Annotated in this window: 14 protein-coding genes, 2 tRNA genes and 3 rRNA genes; 10 read left to right on the forward strand and 9 right to left on the reverse strand. The window is 58.3% G+C overall.

The window, feature by feature from the left end:
• Nucleotides 1-26 precede the first annotated feature (26 nt).
• The 6 genes from C4J91_RS03310 to C4J91_RS03335 form a co-directional block, all read right to left on the reverse strand.
• On the reverse strand, nucleotides 27-1,385 hold the full coding sequence (locus tag C4J91_RS03310) for an 8-oxoguanine deaminase (RefSeq protein WP_124361144.1): 1,359 nt from the start codon (nucleotides 1,383-1,385) through the stop codon (nucleotides 27-29).
• 211 nt (nucleotides 1,386-1,596) lie between these two features.
• Nucleotides 1,597-2,283, reverse strand: a complete 687-nt coding sequence (locus C4J91_RS03315; RefSeq protein WP_124361145.1) for an SDR family oxidoreductase — start codon at nucleotides 2,281-2,283, stop codon at nucleotides 1,597-1,599.
• Nucleotides 2,284-2,341: 58 nt separating this feature from the next.
• Nucleotides 2,342-2,923 (reverse strand): YigZ family protein, encoded by a 582-nt coding sequence (locus C4J91_RS03320; RefSeq protein WP_124361146.1) that lies wholly within the window; start codon nucleotides 2,921-2,923, stop codon nucleotides 2,342-2,344.
• 12 nt (nucleotides 2,924-2,935) lie between these two features.
• Nucleotides 2,936-3,595 (reverse strand): TetR/AcrR family transcriptional regulator, encoded by a 660-nt coding sequence (locus tag C4J91_RS03325; RefSeq protein ID WP_124361147.1) that lies wholly within the window; start codon nucleotides 3,593-3,595, stop codon nucleotides 2,936-2,938.
• An 87-nt stretch (nucleotides 3,596-3,682) separates the two neighbouring features.
• Nucleotides 3,683-5,077, reverse strand: a complete 1,395-nt coding sequence (locus tag C4J91_RS03330; RefSeq protein ID WP_124361148.1) for a uracil-xanthine permease family protein — start codon at nucleotides 5,075-5,077, stop codon at nucleotides 3,683-3,685.
• 87 nt (nucleotides 5,078-5,164) lie between these two features.
• Entirely contained in the window at nucleotides 5,165-6,082 is a 918-nt protein-coding gene (locus tag C4J91_RS03335) for a LysR family transcriptional regulator (protein WP_124361149.1), read from the reverse strand.
• A 126-nt stretch (nucleotides 6,083-6,208) separates the two neighbouring features.
• Here C4J91_RS03335 and C4J91_RS03340 point away from each other — a divergent pair, with 126 nt between their 5' ends.
• The 10 genes from C4J91_RS03340 (at nucleotide 6,209) to C4J91_RS03390 (ending at nucleotide 18,620) form a co-directional block, all read left to right on the forward strand.
• Complete coding sequence (locus C4J91_RS03340; protein ID WP_124361150.1) at nucleotides 6,209-7,558, forward strand: aspartate aminotransferase family protein; 1,350 nt, start codon at nucleotides 6,209-6,211, stop codon at nucleotides 7,556-7,558.
• A gap of 39 nt (nucleotides 7,559-7,597) precedes the next feature.
• Nucleotides 7,598-9,091, forward strand: coding sequence for a CoA-acylating methylmalonate-semialdehyde dehydrogenase (locus C4J91_RS03345; protein ID WP_124361151.1), 1,494 nt, complete (start codon nucleotides 7,598-7,600; stop codon nucleotides 9,089-9,091).
• A 572-nt stretch (nucleotides 9,092-9,663) separates the two neighbouring features.
• Nucleotides 9,664-11,200: ribosomal RNA gene (locus tag C4J91_RS03355) — 16S ribosomal RNA — on the forward strand.
• A gap of 82 nt (nucleotides 11,201-11,282) precedes the next feature.
• Nucleotides 11,283-11,359: transfer RNA gene (locus C4J91_RS03360), tRNA-Ile, on the forward strand.
• 30 nt (nucleotides 11,360-11,389) lie between these two features.
• Nucleotides 11,390-11,465 (forward strand) — tRNA-Ala (locus C4J91_RS03365).
• A gap of 249 nt (nucleotides 11,466-11,714) precedes the next feature.
• A 23S ribosomal RNA gene (locus tag C4J91_RS03370) occupies nucleotides 11,715-14,606 on the forward strand.
• Between the two features lie 171 nt (nucleotides 14,607-14,777).
• Nucleotides 14,778-14,893 (forward strand): 5S ribosomal RNA (gene rrf, locus C4J91_RS03375).
• Together the 16S, 23S and 5S rRNA genes with 2 tRNA genes alongside form the textbook arrangement of a ribosomal RNA operon.
• A gap of 161 nt (nucleotides 14,894-15,054) precedes the next feature.
• The gene (locus tag C4J91_RS03380) at nucleotides 15,055-15,714 is read left to right on the forward strand and encodes a paraquat-inducible protein A (protein WP_124361152.1); all 660 of its coding nucleotides are present in this window, start codon (nucleotides 15,055-15,057) and stop codon (nucleotides 15,712-15,714) included.
• Nucleotides 15,701-16,324 carry a paraquat-inducible protein A gene (locus C4J91_RS03385; RefSeq protein WP_124361153.1) on the forward strand — a complete coding sequence of 208 codons (624 nt, stop codon included), beginning with the start codon at nucleotides 15,701-15,703 and terminating at the stop codon, nucleotides 16,322-16,324. The genes C4J91_RS03380 and C4J91_RS03385 overlap by 14 nt, the downstream gene beginning before the upstream one ends.
• A complete protein-coding gene (locus C4J91_RS03390) occupies nucleotides 16,317-18,620 on the forward strand; it encodes a PqiB family protein (protein WP_124361154.1) in 2,304 nt (767 codons plus the stop codon). The genes C4J91_RS03385 and C4J91_RS03390 overlap by 8 nt, the downstream gene beginning before the upstream one ends.
• A gap of 175 nt (nucleotides 18,621-18,795) precedes the next feature.
• Here the strand turns inward: C4J91_RS03390 and mksF are convergent, their stop codons facing one another.
• From mksF to mksB, 3 genes are read right to left on the reverse strand one after another with little or no spacing between them, the layout of a single operon-like run.
• Entirely contained in the window at nucleotides 18,796-21,636 is a 2,841-nt protein-coding gene (gene mksF / locus C4J91_RS03395) for an Mks condensin complex protein MksF (protein WP_124361155.1), read from the reverse strand.
• Complete coding sequence (gene mksE, locus C4J91_RS03400) at nucleotides 21,633-22,340, reverse strand: Mks condensin complex protein MksE (protein ID WP_124361156.1); 708 nt, start codon at nucleotides 22,338-22,340, stop codon at nucleotides 21,633-21,635. Before mksE ends, mksF begins: the two co-directional genes overlap by 4 nt.
• Nucleotides 22,330-23,607, reverse strand: a complete 1,278-nt coding sequence (gene mksB / locus C4J91_RS03405) for an Mks condensin complex protein MksB (protein WP_124361157.1) — start codon at nucleotides 23,605-23,607, stop codon at nucleotides 22,330-22,332. The genes mksE and mksB overlap by 11 nt, the downstream gene beginning before the upstream one ends.
• Between the last annotated feature and the right edge of the window lie 47 nt (nucleotides 23,608-23,654).

Consider the following 23,654-nt stretch of genomic DNA (forward strand, 5'->3'; position numbering starts at 1 on the left):
CTCCCACATTTTTAACTGTGTTGGGCTCAGGTTCCGGCGATCAACTGCCGGGCTGCCTGAGTGTGATCGGCGATCAGGCCTTTCAGGTCGAGGCCCTCCACTTGGCCGTCGATTACCCGCCATTGACCTGCAATCATCACCCGGTCCGCTCGATCGGCACCGCACAGCAACAGTGCGGAAATGGGATCGTGGCTGCCGGAGAAGCGCAGTTCATCCAGCTTGAACAGTGCCAGATCAGCCTGTTTGCCCACAGCCAATTCTCCAATATCCGTACGGCCCAACAACTGCGCCGAGCCTTTGGTCGCCCAGCCCAACACACCTTCGGGCGTGATTTTTTCTGCCCCGTAACGCAGACGCTGGATGTACAGCGCCTGGCGGGTTTCGAGGATCATGTTCGAGGCGTCGTTGGAAGCCGAGCCGTCCACGCCCAGGCCGATGGGAGCACCAGCGGCGAGCAGGTCGAGGGTCGGGCAGATGCCGGAAGCCAGGCGCATATTCGAGCTCGGGCAGTGGCAGATGCCCGTGCCGGCGGCGCCCAGGCGGGCGATTTCATCCGGATTGAAGTGAATGCCGTGGGCCAGCCAGGTGCGCGGGCCGAGCCAGCCGACGCTGTCGAGATAATCCACGGTGCGCAGGCCGAAACGTTGCAGGCAGAAGTCTTCCTCGTCGAGGGTTTCCGCCAGGTGCGTGTGCAGGCGCACGTCGAGCGAGGTGGCCAGTTCGGCACTGGCGCGCATGATTTCGGGGGTGACGGAAAACGGCGAGCAGGGTGCGAGGGCAATCTGGATGTGCGCACCGTCGCCGCGCTCGTGGTATTCGCGGATCAGGCGCTGGCTGTCGTCGAGGATCACTTGGCCTTGTTGCACGGTCTGCTGCGGTGGCAGGCCACCATCGGCTTCGCCCAGGCTCATGGAACCACGGGTGAGCATGGCGCGCATGCCCAGCTCGCGTACGCTGTCGACCTGCACATCAATGGCGTTTTCCAGGCCGTCGGGGAACAGGTAGTGGTGGTCTGCCGCTGTGGTGCAGCCGGAGAGCAGCAATTCGGCGAGTGCCACCTTCGACGCCAGGGCGAGTTTTTCCGGGGTCAGTCGGGCCCAGACCGGATACAGGGTTTTCAGCCAGGGAAACAGCGGCTGGTTGACCACCGGCGCCCAGGCGCGGGTCAGGGTTTGGTAGAAGTGATGGTGGGTGTTGATCAGCCCGGGCAGGACCACATGCTCGTGGGCATCGAACACCTGCGCACAGGGTTGTGCAGGTGCTTGCCCTTGGGCCAGCAATTCGGTGATGACGCCGTCTTGCAGCACCAGGCCGCCACGGGCATCGAGGCCATTGGCGGTGAAGATCGCGAGGGGATTTTTTAACCAGATACGGGTCGCAGGCATTGGCCGGCTCCTCTGAATGATGGGTTCAGGTTTGCCAGCTCAGTGTTGCCCTGTCTGCTGATCCAGGGTCGCCGGGGAAGGCGAGGTGGCAGTCTAACGCTGTAGGAGCGAGCTTGCTCGCGAAAATCGTCAACGATAACGCGGGCAGTCTGGTTTAAAGCGGTGCCTGGGCGTTCTTCGCGAGCAAGCTCGCTCCTACAGTTGGGGGTACTTACCAGGCGATGGTGTCGCCTTTGTAATCCACAAAATGATGACCGCCTTTGCCGGTGTAGGCATTCACTTGATCCACCAGGCCGCGCACGCTGGTTTCGACGTCGATGTGCGCATTCTCGCCGCCCATGTCGGTTTTCACCCAGCCTGGGTGCAGCGATAACACCGTCGGCTTGTGTTCGCCCAGTTGGGTGACAAAGCTGTTGGTCATGGAGTTGAGCGCCGCCTTGCTGGCTTTGTACAACGCCATGTCCGAACCATCAGGAATGGTGACGCTGCCCAGCACCGAACTCATGAAGGCCAGCACGCCGGTGTCCTTACGGATCTGCCCGACGAAACGCTGGGCCAGGTTGATCGGGGCCACAGCGTTAGTGAAAAACAGTTGGCCGACTTCCGCCAGGGTCGCGTGGCCAGGTTCCTGGTTCGCCGGGCCCTTGACGCCGGCGTTGACGAACAGCAGGTCGAAGGTGCGGTCTTTCAGGCGCTGGGCCAGGGCGATCACGGCTTGCTGATCGTCCATGTCGAGTTTCTCGATCTGCACCGGGCCCACGGCTTTCAGGGCGTCAGCCTTGTTCGGGTCGCGCACGGTGGCGGTCACGTCCCAGCCGTCCTGTAGCAGTTGCTTGACCAGGCCAAGGCCCAGCCCGCGCGAGGCGCCGATGATCAGTGCGGTTTTTGGCGTAGGCATGAAAAGCTTCCTTTTAGAGTCGCGGTTCAGGGAGTTCAGCAAATAACAGTAACAGTTTTCAGCGTTGCAGCAGGATACGTCCACGGCTCAGGTCGGCCAGTTGGGCCTGCAGGGTATCGACCTGCTCTTCGCCCAAAGCCAGTTGCAGTTCGACACCGTTGGCGGTGAAGGTTTCCTCCACCACCAACCCGCCGAGGTCGGCAACACGCAGTTTTACCAGGTTCAGCTCGGCGAATGCGCAGGCGCAGCGCAAGGGTATGCGGCTGATCAGCTCGATGCGCTCGGCATTCTGCAGGCACTTGTTGGCGCCGCCGCCATAGGCCCGGGCCAGCCCACCGGTGCCCAGTTGAATGCCGCCGTACCAGCGAATCACCAGCACCGCGACCTGATCGAAACCCTGGGCTTCGATGGCCGCGAGGATCGGCCGCCCGGCGGTGCCACCGGGTTCACCGTCGTCGTTGCTGCGGTATTGGTCGGCGAGTTTCCAGGCCCAGCAGTTGTGTGTTGCGTTGAGGTCGCTGTGCTGCTCGAAAAACGCCTGGGCGTCGTGCGGGCTGGTAATGGGCGCCGCCAGGGTGATAAAGCGGCTTTTGCGGATTTCTTCACGAAATTCGCAAAGGCCTGTAAGCGTGAATGGCATAAGTCGCTTCGTTTATTGGGCCGGCTTGATGCCACAGCCTTTGAGAATGATGTGGATCAGGTTGGTGCCGGCGTCTTCCATATCCTGCTTGGTCAGCTTGGTGCGCCCCGTGACGCGGCAGATCTGGGTGGCGAAGTCGGCGTAGTGCTGGGTGCTGCCCCACAGCAGGAAGATCAGGTGTACCGGGTCGATGGGGTCCATCTTGCCGGCATCGATCCAGGCCTGGAACACGGCCGCACGGCCGCTGAACCAGGCGCGGTAGTCCTGGCTGAAATATTCGGTAAGGCATTCGCCGCCGCTGATGATCTCCATGGCGAAGATTCGCGAGGCCTGTGGCTGGCGTCGTGAGAATTCCATCTTGGTGCGGATATAACGGGAAAGGGCCACGGCCGGGTCGTCCTCGGCGGTCAGCGCGTTGAACGTGCTGTCCCACAATTCCAGGATATTGCTCAGTACGGCAATGTACAGGCCAAGCTTATTGGTGAAGTAATAATGCAAGTTGGCTTTGGGCAACCCGGCACTGGCAGCGATGGTGTTCATGCTGGTGCCCTTGTAGCCGTGGCGCGCGAACTCATCTTCAGCAGCCTGGAGAATCGCTTGTTCGTTCTTTTGCCGAATGCGGCTGGCGGGTTTACCGGCGTGGTTGCTGTGGGCAGGAACTTCGAGGCTCATGGAGGTTTCCGTGCTGATCGATAGAGGCGACGTGTGCACAGATAACCCACCCTCAAGCCTCAGACAAGTGTTGATGCAATAAAACCGTCAAAGCGATTCCAGGGAGTCACTTTCGGGCGTGTGGTTTGCAACGGCATCGGTGGTTTTGGCCTCGGGCAATAGCAGGCACAACACAATGGCAGTCAGGCCGCCGCTGGTGATGGCGGAGTCGAACAGGTTCTGCACCAGGGCCGGCATCAAGTGCAGCAAGTTGGGTTGGGCGGCGATGCCCAAGCCAACCCCGAACGAGGTGGCGATGATCAACATGCTGCGTCGATCCAGCGGCGCCTGCGCCAGGATGCGCACACCGGCTGCAGCGACGCTACCGAACATCACCAGGGTCGCGCCGCCCAGCACCGGTTTGGGGATTTGCTGCAATACCGCGCCGATCATGGGAAACAACCCGAGACAAATCAACACGGCGCCGATGTACAGGCCGACGTAACGGCTGGCCACGCCGGTGAGTTGGATCACCCCGTTGTTTTGCGCAAAGGTGGTATTGGGGAAGGCGCTGAACGTCGCGGCGATCATGCAACTGACCCCATCACCCAGCACGCCGCCTTTGAGTCGGCTTATATAAGACGCACCGCTGATGGGCTGGCGGGCGATCATGCAGTTGGCCGTAAGGTCACCAACGGTTTCGATACTGCTGATCAGATAAATCAGCGCGATTGGCAGGAAGGCGCTCCAGTCGAAGTTGAAACCAAAGCGAAACGGCGTAGGCAGGCTGATCAGCGGCAGGTCGGGCAAGGCGTGGGGCACCAGCTTACCGCTGAACCAGGCAGCCAGGCTGCCGAGAGCCAGGCCGATGATGATGGCCGAGAGGCGTACCCAGGGTGTGTTCGAGCGGTTGAGCAGGATGATCGTCAATACCACGAACAGGCCCAGGGCCAGGTTGGTGGGGGCGCCAAAGTCGGGGGCGTTGAAGCCGCCGCCGAGATCGGTGATGCCTACTTTTATCAGGCTGATGCCGATCAGCGTAATCACGATCCCGGTCACCAGAGGCGTGATGACCCGGCGCAGTTGGCCGATACAGCGGCTCAGCACGATTTGCACCAAGGCGCCGAAAAAGCACACGCCGAAGATCATCGCCAGGATGTCCTCAGGGCTGCCGCCACGTTGCTTGACCAGAAAACCGGCGGACAACACCGCACCCAGGAAGGCAAAGCTGATGCCTTGCAGGCAAATCATCCCGGCGCCGATACCGAACGGTCTACGCGCCTGGATGAACGTGCCGACGCCGGAGACCATCAGCGCCATACTGATCAAGTAGGGCAGGTGTGCGGTGAGGCCCAGGGTGGAGCCGATGATCAGTGGCGGGGTGATAATGCCGACGAACGCCGCCAGCACATGTTGCAGGGTAGCCAGCAGGGCGGGCAGTGGTTTCGGACGGTCATCGAGGCCGTAGATCAGGTCGTTGGGGCTGGAGGATTGTGCTGGCATGGCGAGTCAACTCAGGGCGGACGGTTCAAGGTTCTTGTGCCTTGCAAAAAACTGTCCACCTGCTCAGCTTTTTTTGCGGGGCCCGAACTAGCGCGTTGCTGCCAGGCTTTCCAGGAAGCTTTCCAGCACCAAATGGGGGCGGCGGCCCTTGCGCGTGACCGATGCCAGGCTTAAATCGTAAAACCGTGTAGCCGGTTTCAGCGCGCGGAGTCGGCCTTGTTGTACCCAAAGGCTGGCGTAATGGTCGGGCAGGTAGCCGATATAACGGCCGGTGAGGATCAGGAACGCCATGCCTTCGCGGTCCGAGGCACTGGCCGTGCAATTGAGCGCCTGGTAGTGGGCCTGGATCTCGGCGGGCAGGCGGAAGGTCGGGGCGATGGCGTCCTGGTCGTCAAGGCGCGCGTCGTCCAGTTGCTTGTCGTCGGCGTAAAACAGCGGGTGGCCGACCGCGCAATAAAGCAGCGAGCGCTCGCTGTACAGCGGTTGGTACTCCAGGCCGGACAATGCGCTGGCCTGGGGTACCACGCCGACATGCAGACGGCCGTCGAGCACACCTTGCTCCACTTCATTGGGGGCGATCATGCGGATCTGGATCTGCACGTCCGGGCCGCGCTCCTTCAACTGCGCCAGGGCGTGGGTTATGCGCATATGGGGCAGGGTGACGAGGTTGTCGGTGAGGCCGATGATCAGCTCTCCGCGCAAGTGCTGGTGCAGGCCATTGACCTCGGTGCGAAAACTTTCCAGGGCACTCAACAGTTGCAACGCCGACTGATAGACCTCGCGGCCTTCTTCAGTCAGTGAGAAGCCGGCGCGGCCGCGTTGACAGAGCCTCAGCCCGAGGCGCTGCTCCAAGTCGCTCATTTGCTGGCTGATGGCCGAACGCCCAATCCCCAGTGCGGTTTCCGCTGCGGAAAACCCGCCGCACTCCACCACGCTGCGAAAGATGCGCAGCAGGCGGATATCAAAGTCGCTGACCTGGGCCAGGGGGTCGGGACGACGGCTCATAGTTTAGTGAAGTCCTGACTGAAGGTTAGAAGAGTTGAATTTCACCGACTTTATCCCCGTGTCAATTTAGCTGCAACAACGCTTTTTCAATCCCGACGCTGCCTTTTGCCTTGCGAGGTTTTGCTGATGAACATGCCGGAAAACGCCCCATCGTCCCTGGCCAGCCAACTCAAGCTGGATGCTCACTGGATGCCTTATACCGCCAACCGTAACTTTCAGCGCGATCCGCGCCTGATCGTGGCCGCCGAAGGCAGCTGGTTGACCGATGACAAGGGGCGCAAGGTCTACGACTCGCTGTCGGGCCTTTGGACCTGCGGCGCCGGGCATACGCGCAAGGAAATCCAGGAAGCGGTGGCCCGGCAGTTGGGCACCCTGGACTACTCTCCGGGCTTCCAATACGGTCATCCGCTGTCCTTTCAACTGGCGGAAAAGATTACCGACCTGACCCCTGGCAACCTCAACCATGTGTTCTTCACCGACTCCGGCTCCGAGTGCGCCGATACCGCCGTGAAGATGGTGCGTGCCTACTGGCGCCTGAAGGGCCAGGCCACCAAGACCAAGATGATCGGCCGCGCCCGTGGGTACCACGGTGTGAACATTGCCGGTACCAGCCTTGGTGGCGTCAACGGTAACCGTAAGCTGTTTGGCCAGGCGATGATGGACGTTGACCATCTGCCGCATACCTTGCTGGCGAGCAATGCGTTCTCCCGTGGCATGCCGGAGTTGGGCGGCATCGCGTTGGCCGATGAGTTGCTCAAGCTGATTGAGTTGCATGATGCTTCGAACATTGCTGCGGTGTTCGTCGAGCCAATGGCCGGTTCTGCGGGAGTGCTGGTGCCGCCACAGGGGTACCTCAAGCGCCTGCGTGAAATCTGCGATCAGCACAACATCCTGTTGGTGTTCGACGAAGTGATCACCGGTTTCGGCCGCACAGGTTCGATGTTCGGCGCCGACAGTTTTGGCGTGACCCCGGACCTGATGTGCATCGCAAAGCAAGTCACCAACGGCGCGATTCCCATGGGCGCGGTGATTGCCAGCAGTGAGATCTACCAGACCTTCATGAACCAGGCGACGCCTGAGTACGCGGTGGAATTCCCCCACGGCTACACCTATTCGGCGCACCCGGTAGCCTGCGCGGCCGGCCTTGCGGCACTCGACCTGCTGCAGAAGGAAAATCTCGTACAGAGCGTAGCCGAAGTCGCACCGCATTTTGAGAATGCGCTGCATGGCTTGAAGGGCAGCAAGAATGTGGTTGATATTCGTAACTACGGCCTGGCCGGAGCCATCCAGATTGCCCCGCGAGACGGAGATGCGATCGTGCGTCCGTTCGAGGCCGGCATGGCGCTGTGGAAAGCCGGTTTCTATGTGCGCTTCGGCGGTGACACCCTGCAGTTCGGGCCAACCTTCAACAGCAAACCGCAGGACTTGGATCGCCTGTTCGATGCGGTCGGTGAAGTGTTGAACAAGATCGACTGATTTCTCCTTCTATATAGAACAACTTTTCAGGAGCCCTGCATGAGCCTTATCCAGCATTTGATCAACGGTGAACTGGTCAACGACAGCGGTCGCAGTGGCGACGTGTACAACCCGTCTACTGGCCAGGTGATTCACCAAGTGCCGTTGGCCAGTCGTGAAACCATTCAACAGGCGATCGACGCGGCCAAGGCGGCGTTCCCGGCCTGGCGTAATACGCCGCCGGCCAAACGTGCGCAGGTGATGTTTCGTTTCAAGCAGTTGCTGGAGCAGAACGAAGCGCGTATTTCGCAGTTGATCAGCGAAGAGCACGGCAAGACGTTGGAGGATGCCGCCGGTGAGTTGAAGCGTGGCATCGAGAATGTGGAGTACGCGTGCTCGGCGCCGGAAATTCTCAAGGGTGAATATAGCCGTAACGTGGGGCCGAACATTGATGCCTGGTCGGATTTTCAGCCGCTGGGCGTGGTGGCGGGGATTACGCCGTTCAACTTCCCGGCGATGGTGCCGTTGTGGATGTATCCGCTGGCGATTGTGTGCGGTAACTGTTTCATCCTCAAACCGTCGGAGCGTGACCCGAGTTCGACGTTGTTGATCGCGCAATTGTTGCAGGAAGCGGGTCTGCCTAAAGGCGTGCTGAGCGTGGTGCACGGTGACAAGGGGGCAGTGGACGCTTTGATCGAGGCGCCCGAGGTAAAGGCGCTTAGCTTTGTAGGATCGACGCCGATTGCCGAATACATCTATGCCGAAGCGACCAAACGCGGTAAGCGTGTGCAGGCACTGGGCGGGGCGAAGAACCACGCGGTGCTGATGCCGGACGCGGATCTGGATAACGCCGTCAGTGCCTTGATGGGCGCGGCATATGGTTCCTGCGGCGAGCGTTGCATGGCGATCTCGGTGGCGGTGTGTGTGGGTGACCAGGTGGCGGATGCGTTGATCGCCAAGCTGGTGCCGCAGGTCAAGGCATTGAAGATCGGCGCGGGCACCACCTGTGGCTTGGACATGGGGCCGCTGGTGACTGGGCAGGCGCGGGACAAGGTCAGTGGCTATATAGAAGACGGTGTGTCGGCGGGGGCCGAGTTAGTCGTCGATGGTCGCGGCTTGAGCGTTGCCGGGCATGAACATGGGTTCTTCCTCGGTGGCAGCCTGTTTGATCGCGTGACCCCCGAGATGCGTATCTATAAAGAAGAGATCTTCGGGCCGGTGTTGTGCGTGGTGCGGGTGGAGAGCCTGGAAGCGGCGATGCAACTGATCAACGATCATGAATACGGCAACGGCACCTGCATCTTCACCCGTGACGGTGAGGCGGCGCGTCTGTTCTGTGATGAAATTGAAGTGGGCATGGTGGGAGTCAACGTTCCGCTGCCGGTGCCGGTGGCTTATCACAGCTTCGGGGGCTGGAAGCGTTCGCTGTTTGGCGACTTGCACGCCTATGGGCCGGATGGGGTGCGGTTCTATACCCGCCGCAAGGCGATCACTCAGCGTTGGCCGCAGCGGGCCAGTCATGAGGCATCGCAGTTCGCTTTCCCGAGCCTGTAAGGCTGGGTGAATAGAAGGCCGGCCCCTTGGGGCCGACCTTCGCGTTTGCTGGGTTTTTTGACCTATATGACAGAAATGTGAAAAAGAAGGTTGACGGCAGATTCTGTGCGCCTATAATTCGCCCCACTTCCGGCGCAGTCGAAACGGAAAACTCCTTGGTAAACAATGGGTTAAGTAGGTTTCGACGGTAAGTTGCTTCAGTTCATCGAAGCCAAAAGGAAGTTGAAAAAGAGGTGTTGACAGCAGCGTGTAACGCTGTAGAATTCGCCTCCCGCTTACGAGAGATCGCAAGCGCAAGTGGTTGAAGTTGTTGAAGAATTCTTCGAAAACTTCTGAAAATAACCGCTTGACAGCAAATGAGGCTGCTGTAGAATGCGCGCCTCGGTTGAGACGAATAGCTCTTAACCAACCGCTCTTTAACAACTGAATCAAGCAATTCGTGTGGGTGCTTGTGGAGTCAGACTGATAGTCAACAAGATTATCAGCATCACAAGTTACTCCGCGAGAAATCAAAGATGTAACCAACGATTGCTGAGCCAAGTTTAGGGTTTCTTAAAAACCCAAAGATGTTTGAACTGAAGAGTTTGATCATGGCTCAGATTGAACGCTGGCGGCAGGCCTAACACATGCAAGTCGAGCGGTAGAGAGAAGCTTGCTTCTCTTGAGAGCGGCGGACGGGTGAGTAATGCCTAGGAATCTGCCTGGTAGTGGGGGATAACGTTCGGAAACGGACGCTAATACCGCATACGTCCTACGGGAGAAAGCAGGGGACCTTCGGGCCTTGCGCTATCAGATGAGCCTAGGTCGGATTAGCTAGTTGGTGAGGTAATGGCTCACCAAGGCGACGATCCGTAACTGGTCTGAGAGGATGATCAGTCACACTGGAACTGAGACACGGTCCAGACTCCTACGGGAGGCAGCAGTGGGGAATATTGGACAATGGGCGAAAGCCTGATCCAGCCATGCCGCGTGTGTGAAGAAGGTCTTCGGATTGTAAAGCACTTTAAGTTGGGAGGAAGGGCAGTTACCTAATACGTGATTGTTTTGACGTTACCGACAGAATAAGCACCGGCTAACTCTGTGCCAGCAGCCGCGGTAATACAGAGGGTGCAAGCGTTAATCGGAATTACTGGGCGTAAAGCGCGCGTAGGTGGTTTGTTAAGTTGGATGTGAAATCCCCGGGCTCAACCTGGGAACTGCATTCAAAACTGACTGACTAGAGTGTGGTAGAGGGTGGTGGAATTTCCTGTGTAGCGGTGAAATGCGTAGATATAGGAAGGAACACCAGTGGCGAAGGCGACCACCTGGACCAACACTGACACTGAGGTGCGAAAGCGTGGGGAGCAAACAGGATTAGATACCCTGGTAGTCCACGCCGTAAACGATGTCAACTAGCCGTTGGGAGCCTTGAGCTCTTAGTGGCGCAGCTAACGCATTAAGTTGACCGCCTGGGGAGTACGGCCGCAAGGTTAAAACTCAAATGAATTGACGGGGGCCCGCACAAGCGGTGGAGCATGTGGTTTAATTCGAAGCAACGCGAAGAACCTTACCAGGCCTTGACATCCAATGAACTTTCCAGAGATGGATTGGTGCCTTCGGGAACATTGAGACAGGTGCTGCATGGCTGTCGTCAGCTCGTGTCGTGAGATGTTGGGTTAAGTCCCGTAACGAGCGCAACCCTTGTCCTTAGTTACCAGCACGTTATGGTGGGCACTCTAAGGAGACTGCCGGTGACAAACCGGAGGAAGGTGGGGATGACGTCAAGTCATCATGGCCCTTACGGCCTGGGCTACACACGTGCTACAATGGTCGGTACAGAGGGTTGCCAAGCCGCGAGGTGGAGCTAATCCCAGAAAACCGATCGTAGTCCGGATCGCAGTCTGCAACTCGACTGCGTGAAGTCGGAATCGCTAGTAATCGCGAATCAGAATGTCGCGGTGAATACGTTCCCGGGCCTTGTACACACCGCCCGTCACACCATGGGAGTGGGTTGCACCAGAAGTAGCTAGTCTAACCTTCGGGAGGACGGTTACCACGGTGTGATTCATGACTGGGGTGAAGTCGTAACAAGGTAGCCGTAGGGGAACCTGCGGCTGGATCACCTCCTTAATCGACGACATCAGCTGCTCCATGAGCTCCCACACGAATTGCTTGATTCATTGAAGAAGACGAAAAGAAGCAGCCCGAAATTGGGTCTGTAGCTCAGTTGGTTAGAGCGCACCCCTGATAAGGGTGAGGTCGGCAGTTCGAATCTGCCCAGACCCACCAATTTTGTGTGGGAAACGCCTGTAGAAATACGGGGCCATAGCTCAGCTGGGAGAGCGCCTGCCTTGCACGCAGGAGGTCAACGGTTCGATCCCGTTTGGCTCCACCAGTACTGCTTCTGTTTGTAGAAAGCTTAGAAATGAGCATTCCATCGTTGTGATGGTGAATGTTGATTTCTAGTCTTTGACTAGTTCGTTCTTTAAAAATTTGGGTATGTGATAGAAAGATAGACTGAACGTTACTTTCACTGGTAACGGCTCAGGCTAAGGTAAAATTTGTGAGTCGCTCTTAATTGAGTATGATCGAATTTTCGGCGAATGTTGTCTTCACAGTATAACCAGATTGCTTGGGGTTATATGGTCAAGTGAAGAAGCGCATACGGTGGATGCCTTGGCAGTCAGAGGCGATGAAAGACGTGGTAGCCTGCGAAAAGCTTCGGGGAGTCGGCAAACAGACTTTGATCCGGAGATGTCTGAATGGGGGAACCCAGCCATCATAAGATGGTTACCTTACACTGAATACATAGGTGTATGGAGCGAACCAGGGGAACTGAAACATCTAAGTACCCTGAGGAAAAGAAATCAACCGAGATTCCCTTAGTAGTGGCGAGCGAACGGGGACTAGCCCTTAAGTGGCTTTGAGATTAGCGGAACGCTCTGGAAAGTGCGGCCATAGTGGGTGATAGCCCTGTACGCGAAAATCTCTTAGTCATGAAATCGAGTAGGACGGAGCACGAGAAACTTTGTCTGAATATGGGGGGACCATCCTCCAAGGCTAAATACTACTGACTGACCGATAGTGAACTAGTACCGTGAGGGAAAGGCGAAAAGAACCCCGGAGAGGGGAGTGAAATAGATCCTGAAACCGTATGCGTACAAGCAGTGGGAGCCTACTTTGTTGGGTGACTGCGTACCTTTTGTATAATGGGTCAGCGACTTATTTTCAGTGGCGAGCTTAACCGAATAGGGGAGGCGTAGCGAAAGCGAGTCTTAATAGGGCGTCTAGTCGCTGGGAATAGACCCGAAACCGGGCGATCTATCCATGGGCAGGTTGAAGGTTGGGTAACACTAACTGGAGGACCGAACCGACTACCGTTGAAAAGTTAGCGGATGACCTGTGGATCGGAGTGAAAGGCTAATCAAGCTCGGAGATAGCTGGTTCTCCTCGAAAGCTATTTAGGTAGCGCCTCATGTATCACTGTAGGGGGTAGAGCACTGTTTCGGCTAGGGGGTCATCCCGACTTACCAAACCGATGCAAACTCCGAATACCTACAAGTGCCGAGCATGGGAGACACACGGCGGGTGCTAACGTCCGTCGTGAAAAGGGAAACAACCCAGACCGTCAGCTAAGGTCCCAAAGTTATGGTTAAGTGGGAAACGATGTGGGAAGGCTTAGACAGCTAGGAGGTTGGCTTAGAAGCAGCCACCCTTTAAAGAAAGCGTAATAGCTCACTAGTCGAGTCGGCCTGCGCGGAAGATGTAACGGGGCTCAAACCATACACCGAAGCTACGGGTATCACGTAAGTGATGCGGTAGAGGAGCGTTCTGTAAGCCTGTGAAGGTGAGTTGAGAAGCTTGCTGGAGGTATCAGAAGTGCGAATGCTGACATGAGTAACGACAATGGGTGTGAAAAACACCCACGCCGAAAGACCAAGGTTTCCTGCGCAACGTTAATCGACGCAGGGTTAGTCGGTCCCTAAGGCGAGGCTGAAAAGCGTAGTCGATGGAAAACAGGTTAATATTCCTGTACTTCTGGTTATTGCGATGGAGGGACGGAGAAGGCTAGGCCAGCTTGGCGTTGGTTGTCCAAGTTTAAGGTGGTAGGCTGAGATCTTAGGTAAATCCGGGATCTTAAGGCCGAGAGCTGATGACGAGTTGTCTTTTAGACGACGAAGTGGTTGATGCCATGCTTCCAAGAAAAGCTTCTAAGCTTCAGGTAACCAGGAACCGTACCCCAAACCGACACAGGTGGTTGGGTAGAGAATACCAAGGCGCTTGAGAGAACTCGGGTGAAGGAACTAGGCAAAATGGCACCGTAACTTCGGGAGAAGGTGCGCCGGTGAGGGTGAAGGACTTGCTCCGTAAGCTCATGCCGGTCGAAGATACCAGGCCGCTGCGACTGTTTATTAAAAACACAGCACTCTGCAAACACGAAAGTGGACGTATAGGGTGTGACGCCTGCCCGGTGCCGGAAGGTTAATTGATGGGGTTAGCTAACGCGAAGCTCTTGATCGAAGCCCCGGTAAACGGCGGCCGTAACTATAACGGTCCTAAGGTAGCGAAATTCCTTGTCGGGTAAGTTCCGACCTGCACGAATGGCGTAACGATGGCGGCGCTGTCTCCACCCGAGACTCAGTGAAATTGAAATCGCTGTGAAGATGCAGTGTATCCGCGGCTAGACGGAAAGACCCCGTGAACCTTTACTATAGCTTTGCACTGGACTTTGAATTTGCTTGTGTAGGATAGGTGGGAGGCTTTGAAGCGTGGACGCCAGTTCGCGTGGAGCCAACCTTGAAATACCACCCTGGCAACTTTGAGGTTCTAACTCAGGTCCGTTATCCGGATCGAGGACAGTGTATGGTGGGTAGTTTGACTGGGGCGGTCTCCTCCTAAAGAGTAACGGAGGAGTACGAAGGTGCGCTCAGACCGGTCGGAAATCGGTCGTAGAGTATAAAGGCAAAAGCGCGCTTGACTGCGAGACAGACACGTCGAGCAGGTACGAAAGTAGGTCTTAGTGATCCGGTGGTTCTGTATGGAAGGGCCATCGCTCAACGGATAAAAGGTACTCCGGGGATAACAGGCTGATACCGCCCAAGAGTTCATATCGACGGCGGTGTTTGGCACCTCGATGTCGGCTCATCACATCCTGGGGCTGAAGCCGGTCCCAAGGGTATGGCTGTTCGCCATTTAAAGTGGTACGCGAGCTGGGTTTAGAACGTCGTGAGACAGTTCGGTCCCTATCTGCCGTGGACGTTTGAGATTTGAGAGGGGCTGCTCCTAGTACGAGAGGACCGGAGTGGACGAACCTCTGGTGTTCCGGTTGTCACGCCAGTGGCATTGCCGGGTAGCTATGTTCGGAATAGATAACCGCTGAAAGCATCTAAGCGGGAAACTAGCCTCAAGATGAGATCTCACTGGGACCTTGAGTCCCCTGAAGGGCCGTCGAAGACTACGACGTTGATAGGTTGGGTGTGTAAGCGCTGTGAGGCGTTGAGCTAACCAATACTAATTGCCCGTGAGGCTTGACCATATAACACCCAAGCAATTTGACTACTCCTGACTTTAAAAAAGCAGAAGCAACAGATTGCGGTGTGTGAAGACGCAATGAACCGAAAGTTCGAGGCTCACAAAACACCGACTTCTATCCCATACCCAATTTGCTGAAGCGAGGTCACATGGCCACGATTCAGTACCCGAATTTCTTGACGACCATAGAGCATTGGAACCACCTGATCCCATCCCGAACTCAGTAGTGAAACGATGCATCGCCGATGGTAGTGTGGGGTTTCCCCATGTGAGAGTAGGTCATCGTCAAGATTAAATTCCGAAACCCCATTTGCGAAAGCAGATGGGGTTTTGTTTTGGGCGGTCGAAAAGTGCCAATACTCCCCCAACACCTCTGACAAATTTGCACAGTTATTTCTGAACCAGACCACTAGAATAGGCACCTAACCTTTTTTAGAGCCCGAGCCCTATTTATGCCCGATCCGGTTGATGCCCTTGAGGTGTCGGACTTGCCCCTGGACGACTTGGTGGCATGCCATGAGTGCGACCTGCTGATGCGCAAACCCTCGCTCGCCCTCGGTGAGAAGGCTGAATGCCCGCGTTGCGGTTACGAGCTCTACGCTCATCGTCACAATGTCGTCGAGCGCAGCCTGGCCTTGGTGCTGGCAGCACTGCTGCTGTATATCCCCGCGAATTTTTTACCCATCATGCAGCTCAATCTACTCGGGCAGTCCTCGGAGGACACCGTGTGGACCGGCGTAGTTGGCCTGTTCAACACCGGTATGCAGGGCGTTGCTGCTGTGGTTTTCTTGTGCAGCATGGGCATTCCCCTGCTCAAATTGTTGTGCCAACTGGCTGTGCTGCTCAGTATCCGCTGGAGCATCGGTCGCAGTTATGGACTGCTGTTCTACCGCATCTACCACCATATGAAAGATTGGGGAATGCTGGAGGTCTACTTGATGGGCGTACTGGTGGCACTTGTGAAGCTGGCTGACATGGCCTCCATTACGCTTGGCTTGGGTCTGGTCTGCTTTGTAAGTCTGTTAATGGTTCAGATTCTGCTCGAGGTGGTGATGTCACCCCACCAGATCTGGCAAGCGCTGTCAGGAGAGGATGACCATGCGGGCAATTGATGCAGGCATTCTGATTTGTACCGAATGCCATGAGTTGAACAAGCAGCAAGCCGATGCCGATGAGCAGCTCTGCACCCGTTGCGGCGCGCTGATTCACCCACGTCGTCCCAATAGCCTCATACGCACCTGGGCACTGCTGGTGACTGCGGCGATCCTGTACATCCCGGCCAACCTGCTGCCGATCATGACCGTCAACTCTCTCGGCCAAGGCGACCCGAGCACCATCATGTCCGGCGTGATCCAACTGGTACAGCACGGCATGTTTCCGATTGCCGCCGTGGTGTTCATCGCCAGTATCCTGGTACCGACGTTCAAGCTTGTGGGCATCGGCCTGCTGCTGTTTTCGGTGCAGCGCCGGCAACCGCTGTCTGCGCAACAACGCATTATCATGTACCGCTTTATCGAATTCATCGGTCGCTGGTCCATGCTGGATATCTTCGTGATCGCCATCCTGGTGGCGGTCGTAAACTTTGGGCGACTTGCCAGTGTCGAAGCCAATCTCGGCGCTGCAGCGTTTGCCAGTGTGGTGATCTTGACGATGTTTGCCGCAGTAACCTTCGATCCCCGACTGATTTGGGATAACACGGAGTCGGATGACGACCATGAGTGATTTGCCTAAAGCTAAAACCCGCCCTGCGTCCAACTGGTCGGCCATCTGGGTGTTGCCCCTCATCGCCCTGATCATCGGTGGCTGGCTGGGGTGGCGTGCCTACTCCCAGCAAGGTATCGAGATCCAGGTCCGCTTTGAAAGCGGCGAAGGCATTCAAGTCAACAAGACCGAAGTGGTCTACAAAGGCATGACGGTGGGCAAGGTCAAGGCCTTGGCGCTGGATGACGAAGGCAGCAATCGCGGGGTGATTGCCACCATCGAGATGAACAAGGACGTCGAACAATACCTCAAGACCAACACCCGCTTCTGGCTGGTCAAACCCAGCGTCAGCCTCGCCGGCATCACTGGCCTGGAAACCCTGGTTTCGGGCAACTACATCGCCGCAAGCCCGGGGGATGGTGAGCCCACCCGCAAATTCAAGGCGCTTTCCGAGGAGCCGCCATTATCCGACGCCAAGCCCGGCCTGCACCTGACCCTCAAGGCTGATCGCCTGGGTTCGCTGAACCGTGGCAGCCCGGTGTTCTACAAGCAGATCCAGGTGGGTCAGGTCAAAAGTTACTTGTTGTCTGAAGACCAGAGCACCGTCGAGATCAAGGTTTATATCGAACCGACCTACGCCAACCTGGTGCGCAAACACACGCGTTTCTGGAACGCCAGCGGCATCAGCATCGACGCCAATCTGTCCGGTGTGAAGGTGCGCAGTGAATCCCTCTCCAGTATCGTCGCCGGTGGTATTGCCTTCGCCACACCGGAAAACCGCAAAGACAGCCCGCCAACCGACCCGAGCCTGCCTTTTCGCTTGTACGAGGATTTCGACGCCGCCGCCGCGGGCATCAAGGTCAAGGTCAAGCTCACCGATTTCGAAGGCCTGCAGGCTGGACGCACTCCAGTGATGTACAAAGGTATCCAGGTCGGCAGCCTGAAAACCCTGAAGATCGACCCGGACCTGACCAGCGCCAGCGCTGAATTGACCCTCGACCCATTGGCCGAAGACTACCTGGTTCAGGACACGCAATTCTGGGTGGTCAAGCCATCCATCTCCCTGGCCGGCATTACCGGGCTGGAGGCCCTGGTCAAAGGTAACTACATCGCCATCCGCCCCGGCGACAAAGGCACCCCGCCACAACGTGAATACGTAGCGCGCGCCAAGGCGCCACCGTTGGATCTGCGCTCCCCAGGCCTGCACATGGTGTTGCTCACCGACAACCTCGGCTCGCTGGATGTCGGCAGCCCGATTCTGTACAAGCAGGTCAAGGTCGGTTCGGTACAGAGCTACCAGTTTTCACGCAAGAAAAAGCAATTGGTGATCGGTGTTCATATCGAGAAAGAATATGAGAGCCTGGTCAACGGTTCGACACGTTTCTGGAATGCCAGCGGTGTCACCCTCACTGGTGGGCTTACCGGCGGTATCCAGGTAAAAAGTGAATCCCTGGCCAGTTTGATGGCCGGCGGTATCGCCTTCGAAACGCCGGAACCGAATGTGCCGCTGAAACGACGCATCCCCCGTTTCCGCTTGTTTGCTGATCGGGACGCTGCCAATCAGCATGGCACCCTGGTCACCATCAAGGTCGATCGCGCCGACGGCTTGAGCCCAGGCACGCCGGTGCGCTTCAAAGGCCTGGAAGTGGGCAAGCTCGAGAGCGTGGACCTGAGTGTCGACATGCAATCGGTGCTGCTCAAGGCGCGTATCACCCAGGTTGCGGACCGCATTGCGCGGGTTGGCAGCCAGTTCTGGGTGGTCAAGCCTGAATTGGGCTTGATGAAGACGGCAAATCTGGAAACCCTGGTCACCGGTCAATACATCGAAGTGCAACCGGCCGCGAAAAACGCCGGCCCGCAAAAGAGCTTTGTCGCCCTTGCCCAACCGCCTGAAACCGCCCGCCAGGAGGCCGGCCTGAGCCTGACACTCAGCGCCGCACGCCGTGGTTCGCTCAAGGAAGGCGTGCCCGTCACCTACCGTGAAGTCACCGTGGGCAAAGTTACCGGCTATGAGTTGGGACAGACCGCCGACCGTGTCCTGGTGCACATCCTGATCGAGCCCAAATACGCGCCGTTGGTACGCAGTGGCAGTCGCTTCTGGAACACCAGCGGCTTCGGGCTCGACTTCGGCTTGTTCAAGGGCGCGACGGTGCGTACCGAGTCCCTGGAGACGTTGGTTGCCGGCGGTATCGCCTTTGCCACGCCTGAAGGCGAGCGCATGGGCAACCCGGCACGGCCGCAGCAGACCTTTGCACTGTTCGACAAGTTTGAGGATGAGTGGCTGACCTGGGCGCCGAAGATTCCACTCGGCAAGTAGACCGAGGCGCGGCTATCGGGAGCAAGCCCCCTCCCACATTCCGATGTGTGAATACATTCAAGTGTGGGAGGGGGCTTGCCCCCGATGAGGCCCTCAAATTCAATACAAAACTCCAGCCCACAAAAAAGGCCGCGATCCAAACGATCGCGGCCTTTCTGCCTTTCAGCGCTACACGTCAGACGGCATCCAACTCCGGCTCGTCCGCCTGCATGTTCAGGGTGGCCTTCACCGCATCGTGACGACGGATATATTTCCAGTCGGCCTCATCAATGTAGATCCCGTTCGGCCCGCTGCCGCCTTCCAGGTCGATCGCTACCTGGGCAGACACCTGCGGCTTCACGCTGGCCAGGATCGGCACGAAGCCCAACTGCAGGCTGGTTTCCAGCAGCGCTGCCTGGTTCTTCTCATCGATGTCCGCCGCCTCGTCGAGGTAGTACGGCAAGCGCACGCGACCGGCCTGGTCGCGGTCCATCAGGTGCAGCAACAAGTACATGTTGGTCAGCGCCTTGATGGTCATGGTGGTGCCGTTGGACGCGGCGCCGTCGATGTCGGTATGAATCACCGGTTGGCCGTTCACCTTGGTGATTTCGAACGCCAGCTCGAACAGGTCCTTGAGGCCCAGTTGGTTATGGTTGGCCGCCACGAGGCGGGCCAGGTATTCCTTGGCTTCTTCGTTCTTGTTGTCCTGCTCGGCGCTCTGGCTGAGGTCGAACACCGACAACGTTTCGCCTTCCTCATACTGACCGGCACTGTGGATGATCTGGTCGATATGCTTGAGGGCTTCCTTGTTCGGCGCCAGCACGATGCGAAAGCTCTGCAGGTTGGAGACCTGGCGCTTGTTGATCTCGCGGTTGAACAACGCCAGTTGGTGTTCCAGGCTGTCGTAGTCGCTACGGATATTGCGCAAGGTCCGCGCAATATCGGTGACGGCCGCGCGGCGCGCCTTGCCCAGGGTCAATGCCTCATCGGTACGGTGCGCATAGGCGTTGATCAGCAGTTGCAGACGCCGCTCCATGTCGTCCTCGCTGTCGAACTTGGCTACGCCCTTGAGGCGCACCTGCGCATACAACGCTTCGATCTGCCCGTCGGCGCGCAGCAAGCCTTGCCAACTGTCCTGATAGTCGTTGAGCAGCGGCAGCAGGTTGTCCATGGAGTCGTCGACCGGGTCCATGAACGGCGTGCCGAACGGCAGGTCCGCCGGCAATAGCTGGCGACGGCGCAACGCGTCGTCCAGCGTACGTTGCTTGGCTTCCATATCGCCGATTTGGCGGCCGACCAGTTGCAGCTTGGCCGACAGCTGCTGGACGCGCTCGGTGAACGCATCGCTGGAGCGCTTCAGTTCGTCCTGGGCCGCTTCCATCTGCGCGAGGTGTTCCAGCTTCTCGCCTTCCTCCGCGCTCAGGGTCTGGGTGCGGCGGAAATCTTCCAGCGCCTTCTGCGCGTCCAATACCTGCTGGTACAGCGCTTCGGTCTGGGTCTTGCTCGCCGCTCGGTCGGAAGCGACCGCATGTTGGGTTTTCAGTTGCTTGAGTTCTTTTTCCAGGCGTTCTTTCTGGTCGCGCAACGCCGCGCGATCCGCCAGGGCCTGCAAAGCCGGTGGTTCGATGTGCGAGAGGTCGATGGACAGCCCCGGCACTTCGAAACGCTCGCCCTTGAAACCATCGAGGATCTGTTCCAGGGATTTGACCCACTGGCCTTGCTCATCCAGCGTGATGCCATGTTCACCCAGGGGCAGGCTGAACAACGCGCTGTTGAACAGGCGCATCAAGCGCTCGACATCCTGTTGCGAGAATTCTTCGCGCAGCTTGGCGTAGCTGTTGTTGTCCGCGTGATCAAGCTGCTGCTTGACCGACTTCAAGCGTTTTTCCAGGTCGCGCAGACGCTCGTCCAGGTCCTCGGCGCTGAACTGACGCGACTGCGCCAGTGCACCCGCCAATTCGTCGTGAGCGTCCTTGGCCGCGAGCAGTTGCTGCTCCAGCACCCGCACATCATCGACCAGCGCGAAGCGATGCTTGAGCACCGACAACTCGCCCAACCAGCGTTGGATGCCACTGATCTCGCGCTCCAGGCGCATCAGCTCCTGGGTGCCGCCACGCTGGTCGTTCTGCAGCGCATCCTGCTCGTTGCGATAGTGTTCGGCCTGGATCGTCAGCTCTTCCTTGCGCGCACTGGCGTAATCCGACCAGGTGCCCAACAGCGAATCGAGCAACGGCGACAGGCGATGCAATTTGCCGCGCAAAATGTCGCGCTGTTTCACGCCATTGGCGAGTGCTTCGACCAACGGCCCGGCGGCCACCAGGGAGTTGTAGTCCTGCTCCATGCGCCGTACATCGCGGAAGGCTTCTTCGCATGCGGCGATGTAATCGACGCTGCCGGAGCGCAGGCTGTGTTCAAACGCATCGAGGAACAATTGCTTGAGCTTGGCGGCGGTGATTTCGCGCATGTGCAGCAGGTTGATGAACAACGCACGGAATGTCTTCAGGCTCTGTTCGCTGGTAGAGCGCAGCGGAATCAGCGTCAGATCCAGCGGGATCGAGGTGTGGCCGCCCACCAACAGGCGCCGCAGTTCGTCGGGCTTGAGCTCATAGGCCTTCAGGCCTTCGCGCTCAAGGTTGGTGAACAGCTCTTTCTGGCGCAGGCAGGTGTCGTTTTTCTGATAGTGGGCCAGGTCCAGCTTGCCGGCATAGGCGAAGAACTGATGACCGAAACCACCGCCCGGGCCGCGCCCGACCACGCCAATCACATGCGGCCCATGGGGCAGCGAGACTTCCACGAGGATGTAGCTGGTGTCGGTGGCAAAGTAGAAGCGCCGCGATTGCTCCAGGGTGTACTTGCCGAAACTCATGTCCGACATGCGCGCCAGGATCGGGAACTGCAAGGCGTTGATCGACGCGGATTTACCCAGGTTGTTCGCGCCATACACCGACAACGGTTCTTCCAGCGGGAACAAACCCAGGCTGTAGCCGGCGGTATTCAACAGGGCGAAGCGGCGTATGCCGTAGCGTTCCTTACTCATGCGTCGGTCTCCTGTTCTTCGGCAATGGCGCGGGCGAGGGCGTCTTCTTCGCTGTCTTCAGCGAAGTCACTCAAGTCCAGTGGGTCATCGGTCTTCAGCAGTTTTTCATCGCTGTCTTCGTCGATGATCACCGGCGCCGGCAACGGCAAGACGCTGTGCACACTGGCGGCGAGGTCGCGGTCCTGCTGGACCGACAGGCACACATCAAGGAAACGATGCATCGGCGGCAGGAAGCGATAGATACCGTTGTCTTCGCTGGCAAAACCCAGCTGGGTCATGCGGCGCATGATTTTCTCTTCGAGTTCTTCCTGGGTCTGCACTTCGGCCTGGATAAACAGGTCGCGGTATTTCTCCAGCAACGACGGCAGTTCATCGCGGCCCAGGCTGCCGCCATCGAGCACGGCAACCGGGTCGCGGCCCTGGTCGGCCAGGTGTTCGACGATGATGAAGGTGAACAACGCCAGGCGCTGGGCGGTCTTGTTCACCTGCGCGGCAGCCACGGCGGTGTCCGGCACGAAGTAGTAGAAACCCCGCGTATCGCAGACCAGCTCAAAGCCCAGGGCCTTGAACAGCGTGCGGTACTGGTCCTGGAAATTCGACAGTTGTGCGTACAGCTCCGGGTCGCGGCGGCTGACGTGGTAGCCCTTGAACAGCTCGCGAAAGATCGGCGCCAGCTGGGACAGTTCGGATAGATCAAGATGCATTTGGGATGCTCGCAGAGTGCTCGGCCGCGTCAGAGCTGGCCGGGAGCAGGGCGAAGGAGCGCAGGCTGACCTGGTGCTCGTGGGTGTGGTAATCGCGGCGTTCCAGGCGCTCGCGCTTGAAGCGTTTTTCCCGCGAGAGCCGCGAGAACCAGTACAACAATTCGTCGGTCGCGCCGTCCGGCTCCTGCTCGAGCAGCCAGGTCATCAGGTCCGGCATCGGCAGCGCGTCTTCGCAGCGTTCGAGCATTTCCTTGACCGTTCGCGGTGCGCGCGGGGCTTCGCCCTTGTGGGTTTTGTGCGCCTTGGGAAAACGCGCCGGTTTCGGCTCGAAATTCGCCAGGGCGTACACATATGCCTCGACCTGGCTGGCACTGCCGAGGAAGGTGCTTTGCGGCCGGCTGAACATTGGCATGGCAGCCTGCGGCACCGCGTCCAGGCCTTTGCGGCGGATGGCCGACAGGGCCAGCGCCGCGCCACGGGTCACGGCGTTGTGCCGGCGTGCTTCTTCGCGCAGCGGCAACAGCAGCTCGCGCGCATGGCGCAGGGTCAGCTGGGCGCTGGTCTGCATCTCGAGGATGCGCGCGTGGGTGCGCAGCAGCATGTCGTCGTCCACCAGGTGGCCGAGACGCTGCTGCTCGGTGAGCATGCGCAGCAGCACGTTTTCCACCTTGCGCACGCCTTGCTCGAACGCGCCGTCGGCGTTCACCAGTTGGATCATCGGTTCAACGTATTCGTCCCAGGTGGCCAACACCTCGGCGTAACGCTGGCGCAACGGGATCTGCCGGTCGCTGGTCTTGGCGCGGTCGGCCACGGCCGCGAGGGCCTGTTCGTCGTTGGCGAGTTTTTTCAGCACATCCCGAACGCGCATATCCAGCAGGCGCAGTTGGCGGGCCAGGTCGTGGCCATCGCGGATGTCAAAAGCGTCCTGGATATAACCGGCCAGGCGCTCGAGGTGACGCAGGTAAGCTTCGATTTCCAGGCACAGGCCAAGCCGGTGCTCCTTGCGAAGATACGCCAGGAAATCGTGAATCTGCGCGTTGAGCTCGAACCGGTTCGGGCTCTTGGCCACCGGCACCAGGATATCCAGGCGGATCCACACGTCCAGCAGGCTGGTGATGTCCTGGGGCGTGCTGTCCAATTGTTGGGCGGCGAGTTGCGCGCGCAGTTCGCCCAGGCTCAGGGTGCCTTGGTCGAAGTGTTCGCACAGTGGCTCAAGTAAGGCCCAGTGTTCGGCGAGGGCGCGCAGGACGCGCTTGGGTTCGATCATGGGAAAGGCCGGCTGGTTGGCGATTAAAAGTCGCGATTGTACTGCAT

The organism is Pseudomonas sp. R3-52-08 (assembly GCF_003851745.1).
Lineage (GTDB): Bacteria > Pseudomonadota > Gammaproteobacteria > Pseudomonadales > Pseudomonadaceae > Aquipseudomonas.

What these genes read in the sequence shown, in the direction of transcription:
- mksE (WP_124361156.1), bottom strand. Translation starts at nt 22,340, where the DNA reads ATGCATCTTGATCTATCCGAACTGTCCCAGCTGGCGCCGATCTTTCGC.
- C4J91_RS03345 (WP_124361151.1), top strand. Translation starts at nt 7,598, where the DNA reads ATGAGCCTTATCCAGCATTTGATCAACGGTGAACTGGTCAACGACAGC.
- C4J91_RS03340 (WP_124361150.1), top strand. Translation starts at nt 6,209, where the DNA reads ATGAACATGCCGGAAAACGCCCCATCGTCCCTGGCCAGCCAACTCAAG.
- C4J91_RS03385 (WP_124361153.1), top strand. Translation starts at nt 15,701, where the DNA reads ATGCGGGCAATTGATGCAGGCATTCTGATTTGTACCGAATGCCATGAG.
- C4J91_RS03325 (WP_124361147.1), bottom strand. Translation starts at nt 3,595, where the DNA reads ATGAGCCTCGAAGTTCCTGCCCACAGCAACCACGCCGGTAAACCCGCC.
- C4J91_RS03335 (WP_124361149.1), bottom strand. Translation starts at nt 6,082, where the DNA reads ATGAGCCGTCGTCCCGACCCCCTGGCCCAGGTCAGCGACTTTGATATC.
- C4J91_RS03315 (WP_124361145.1), bottom strand. Translation starts at nt 2,283, where the DNA reads ATGCCTACGCCAAAAACCGCACTGATCATCGGCGCCTCGCGCGGGCTG.
- C4J91_RS03330 (WP_124361148.1), bottom strand. Translation starts at nt 5,077, where the DNA reads ATGCCAGCACAATCCTCCAGCCCCAACGACCTGATCTACGGCCTCGAT.
- C4J91_RS03310 (WP_124361144.1), bottom strand. Translation starts at nt 1,385, where the DNA reads ATGCCTGCGACCCGTATCTGGTTAAAAAATCCCCTCGCGATCTTCACC.
- mksB (WP_124361157.1), bottom strand. Translation starts at nt 23,607, where the DNA reads ATGATCGAACCCAAGCGCGTCCTGCGCGCCCTCGCCGAACACTGGGCC.
- mksF (WP_124361155.1), bottom strand. Translation starts at nt 21,636, where the DNA reads ATGAGTAAGGAACGCTACGGCATACGCCGCTTCGCCCTGTTGAATACC.
- C4J91_RS03390 (WP_124361154.1), top strand. Translation starts at nt 16,317, where the DNA reads ATGAGTGATTTGCCTAAAGCTAAAACCCGCCCTGCGTCCAACTGGTCG.
- C4J91_RS03320 (WP_124361146.1), bottom strand. Translation starts at nt 2,923, where the DNA reads ATGCCATTCACGCTTACAGGCCTTTGCGAATTTCGTGAAGAAATCCGC.
- C4J91_RS03380 (WP_124361152.1), top strand. Translation starts at nt 15,055, where the DNA reads ATGCCCGATCCGGTTGATGCCCTTGAGGTGTCGGACTTGCCCCTGGAC.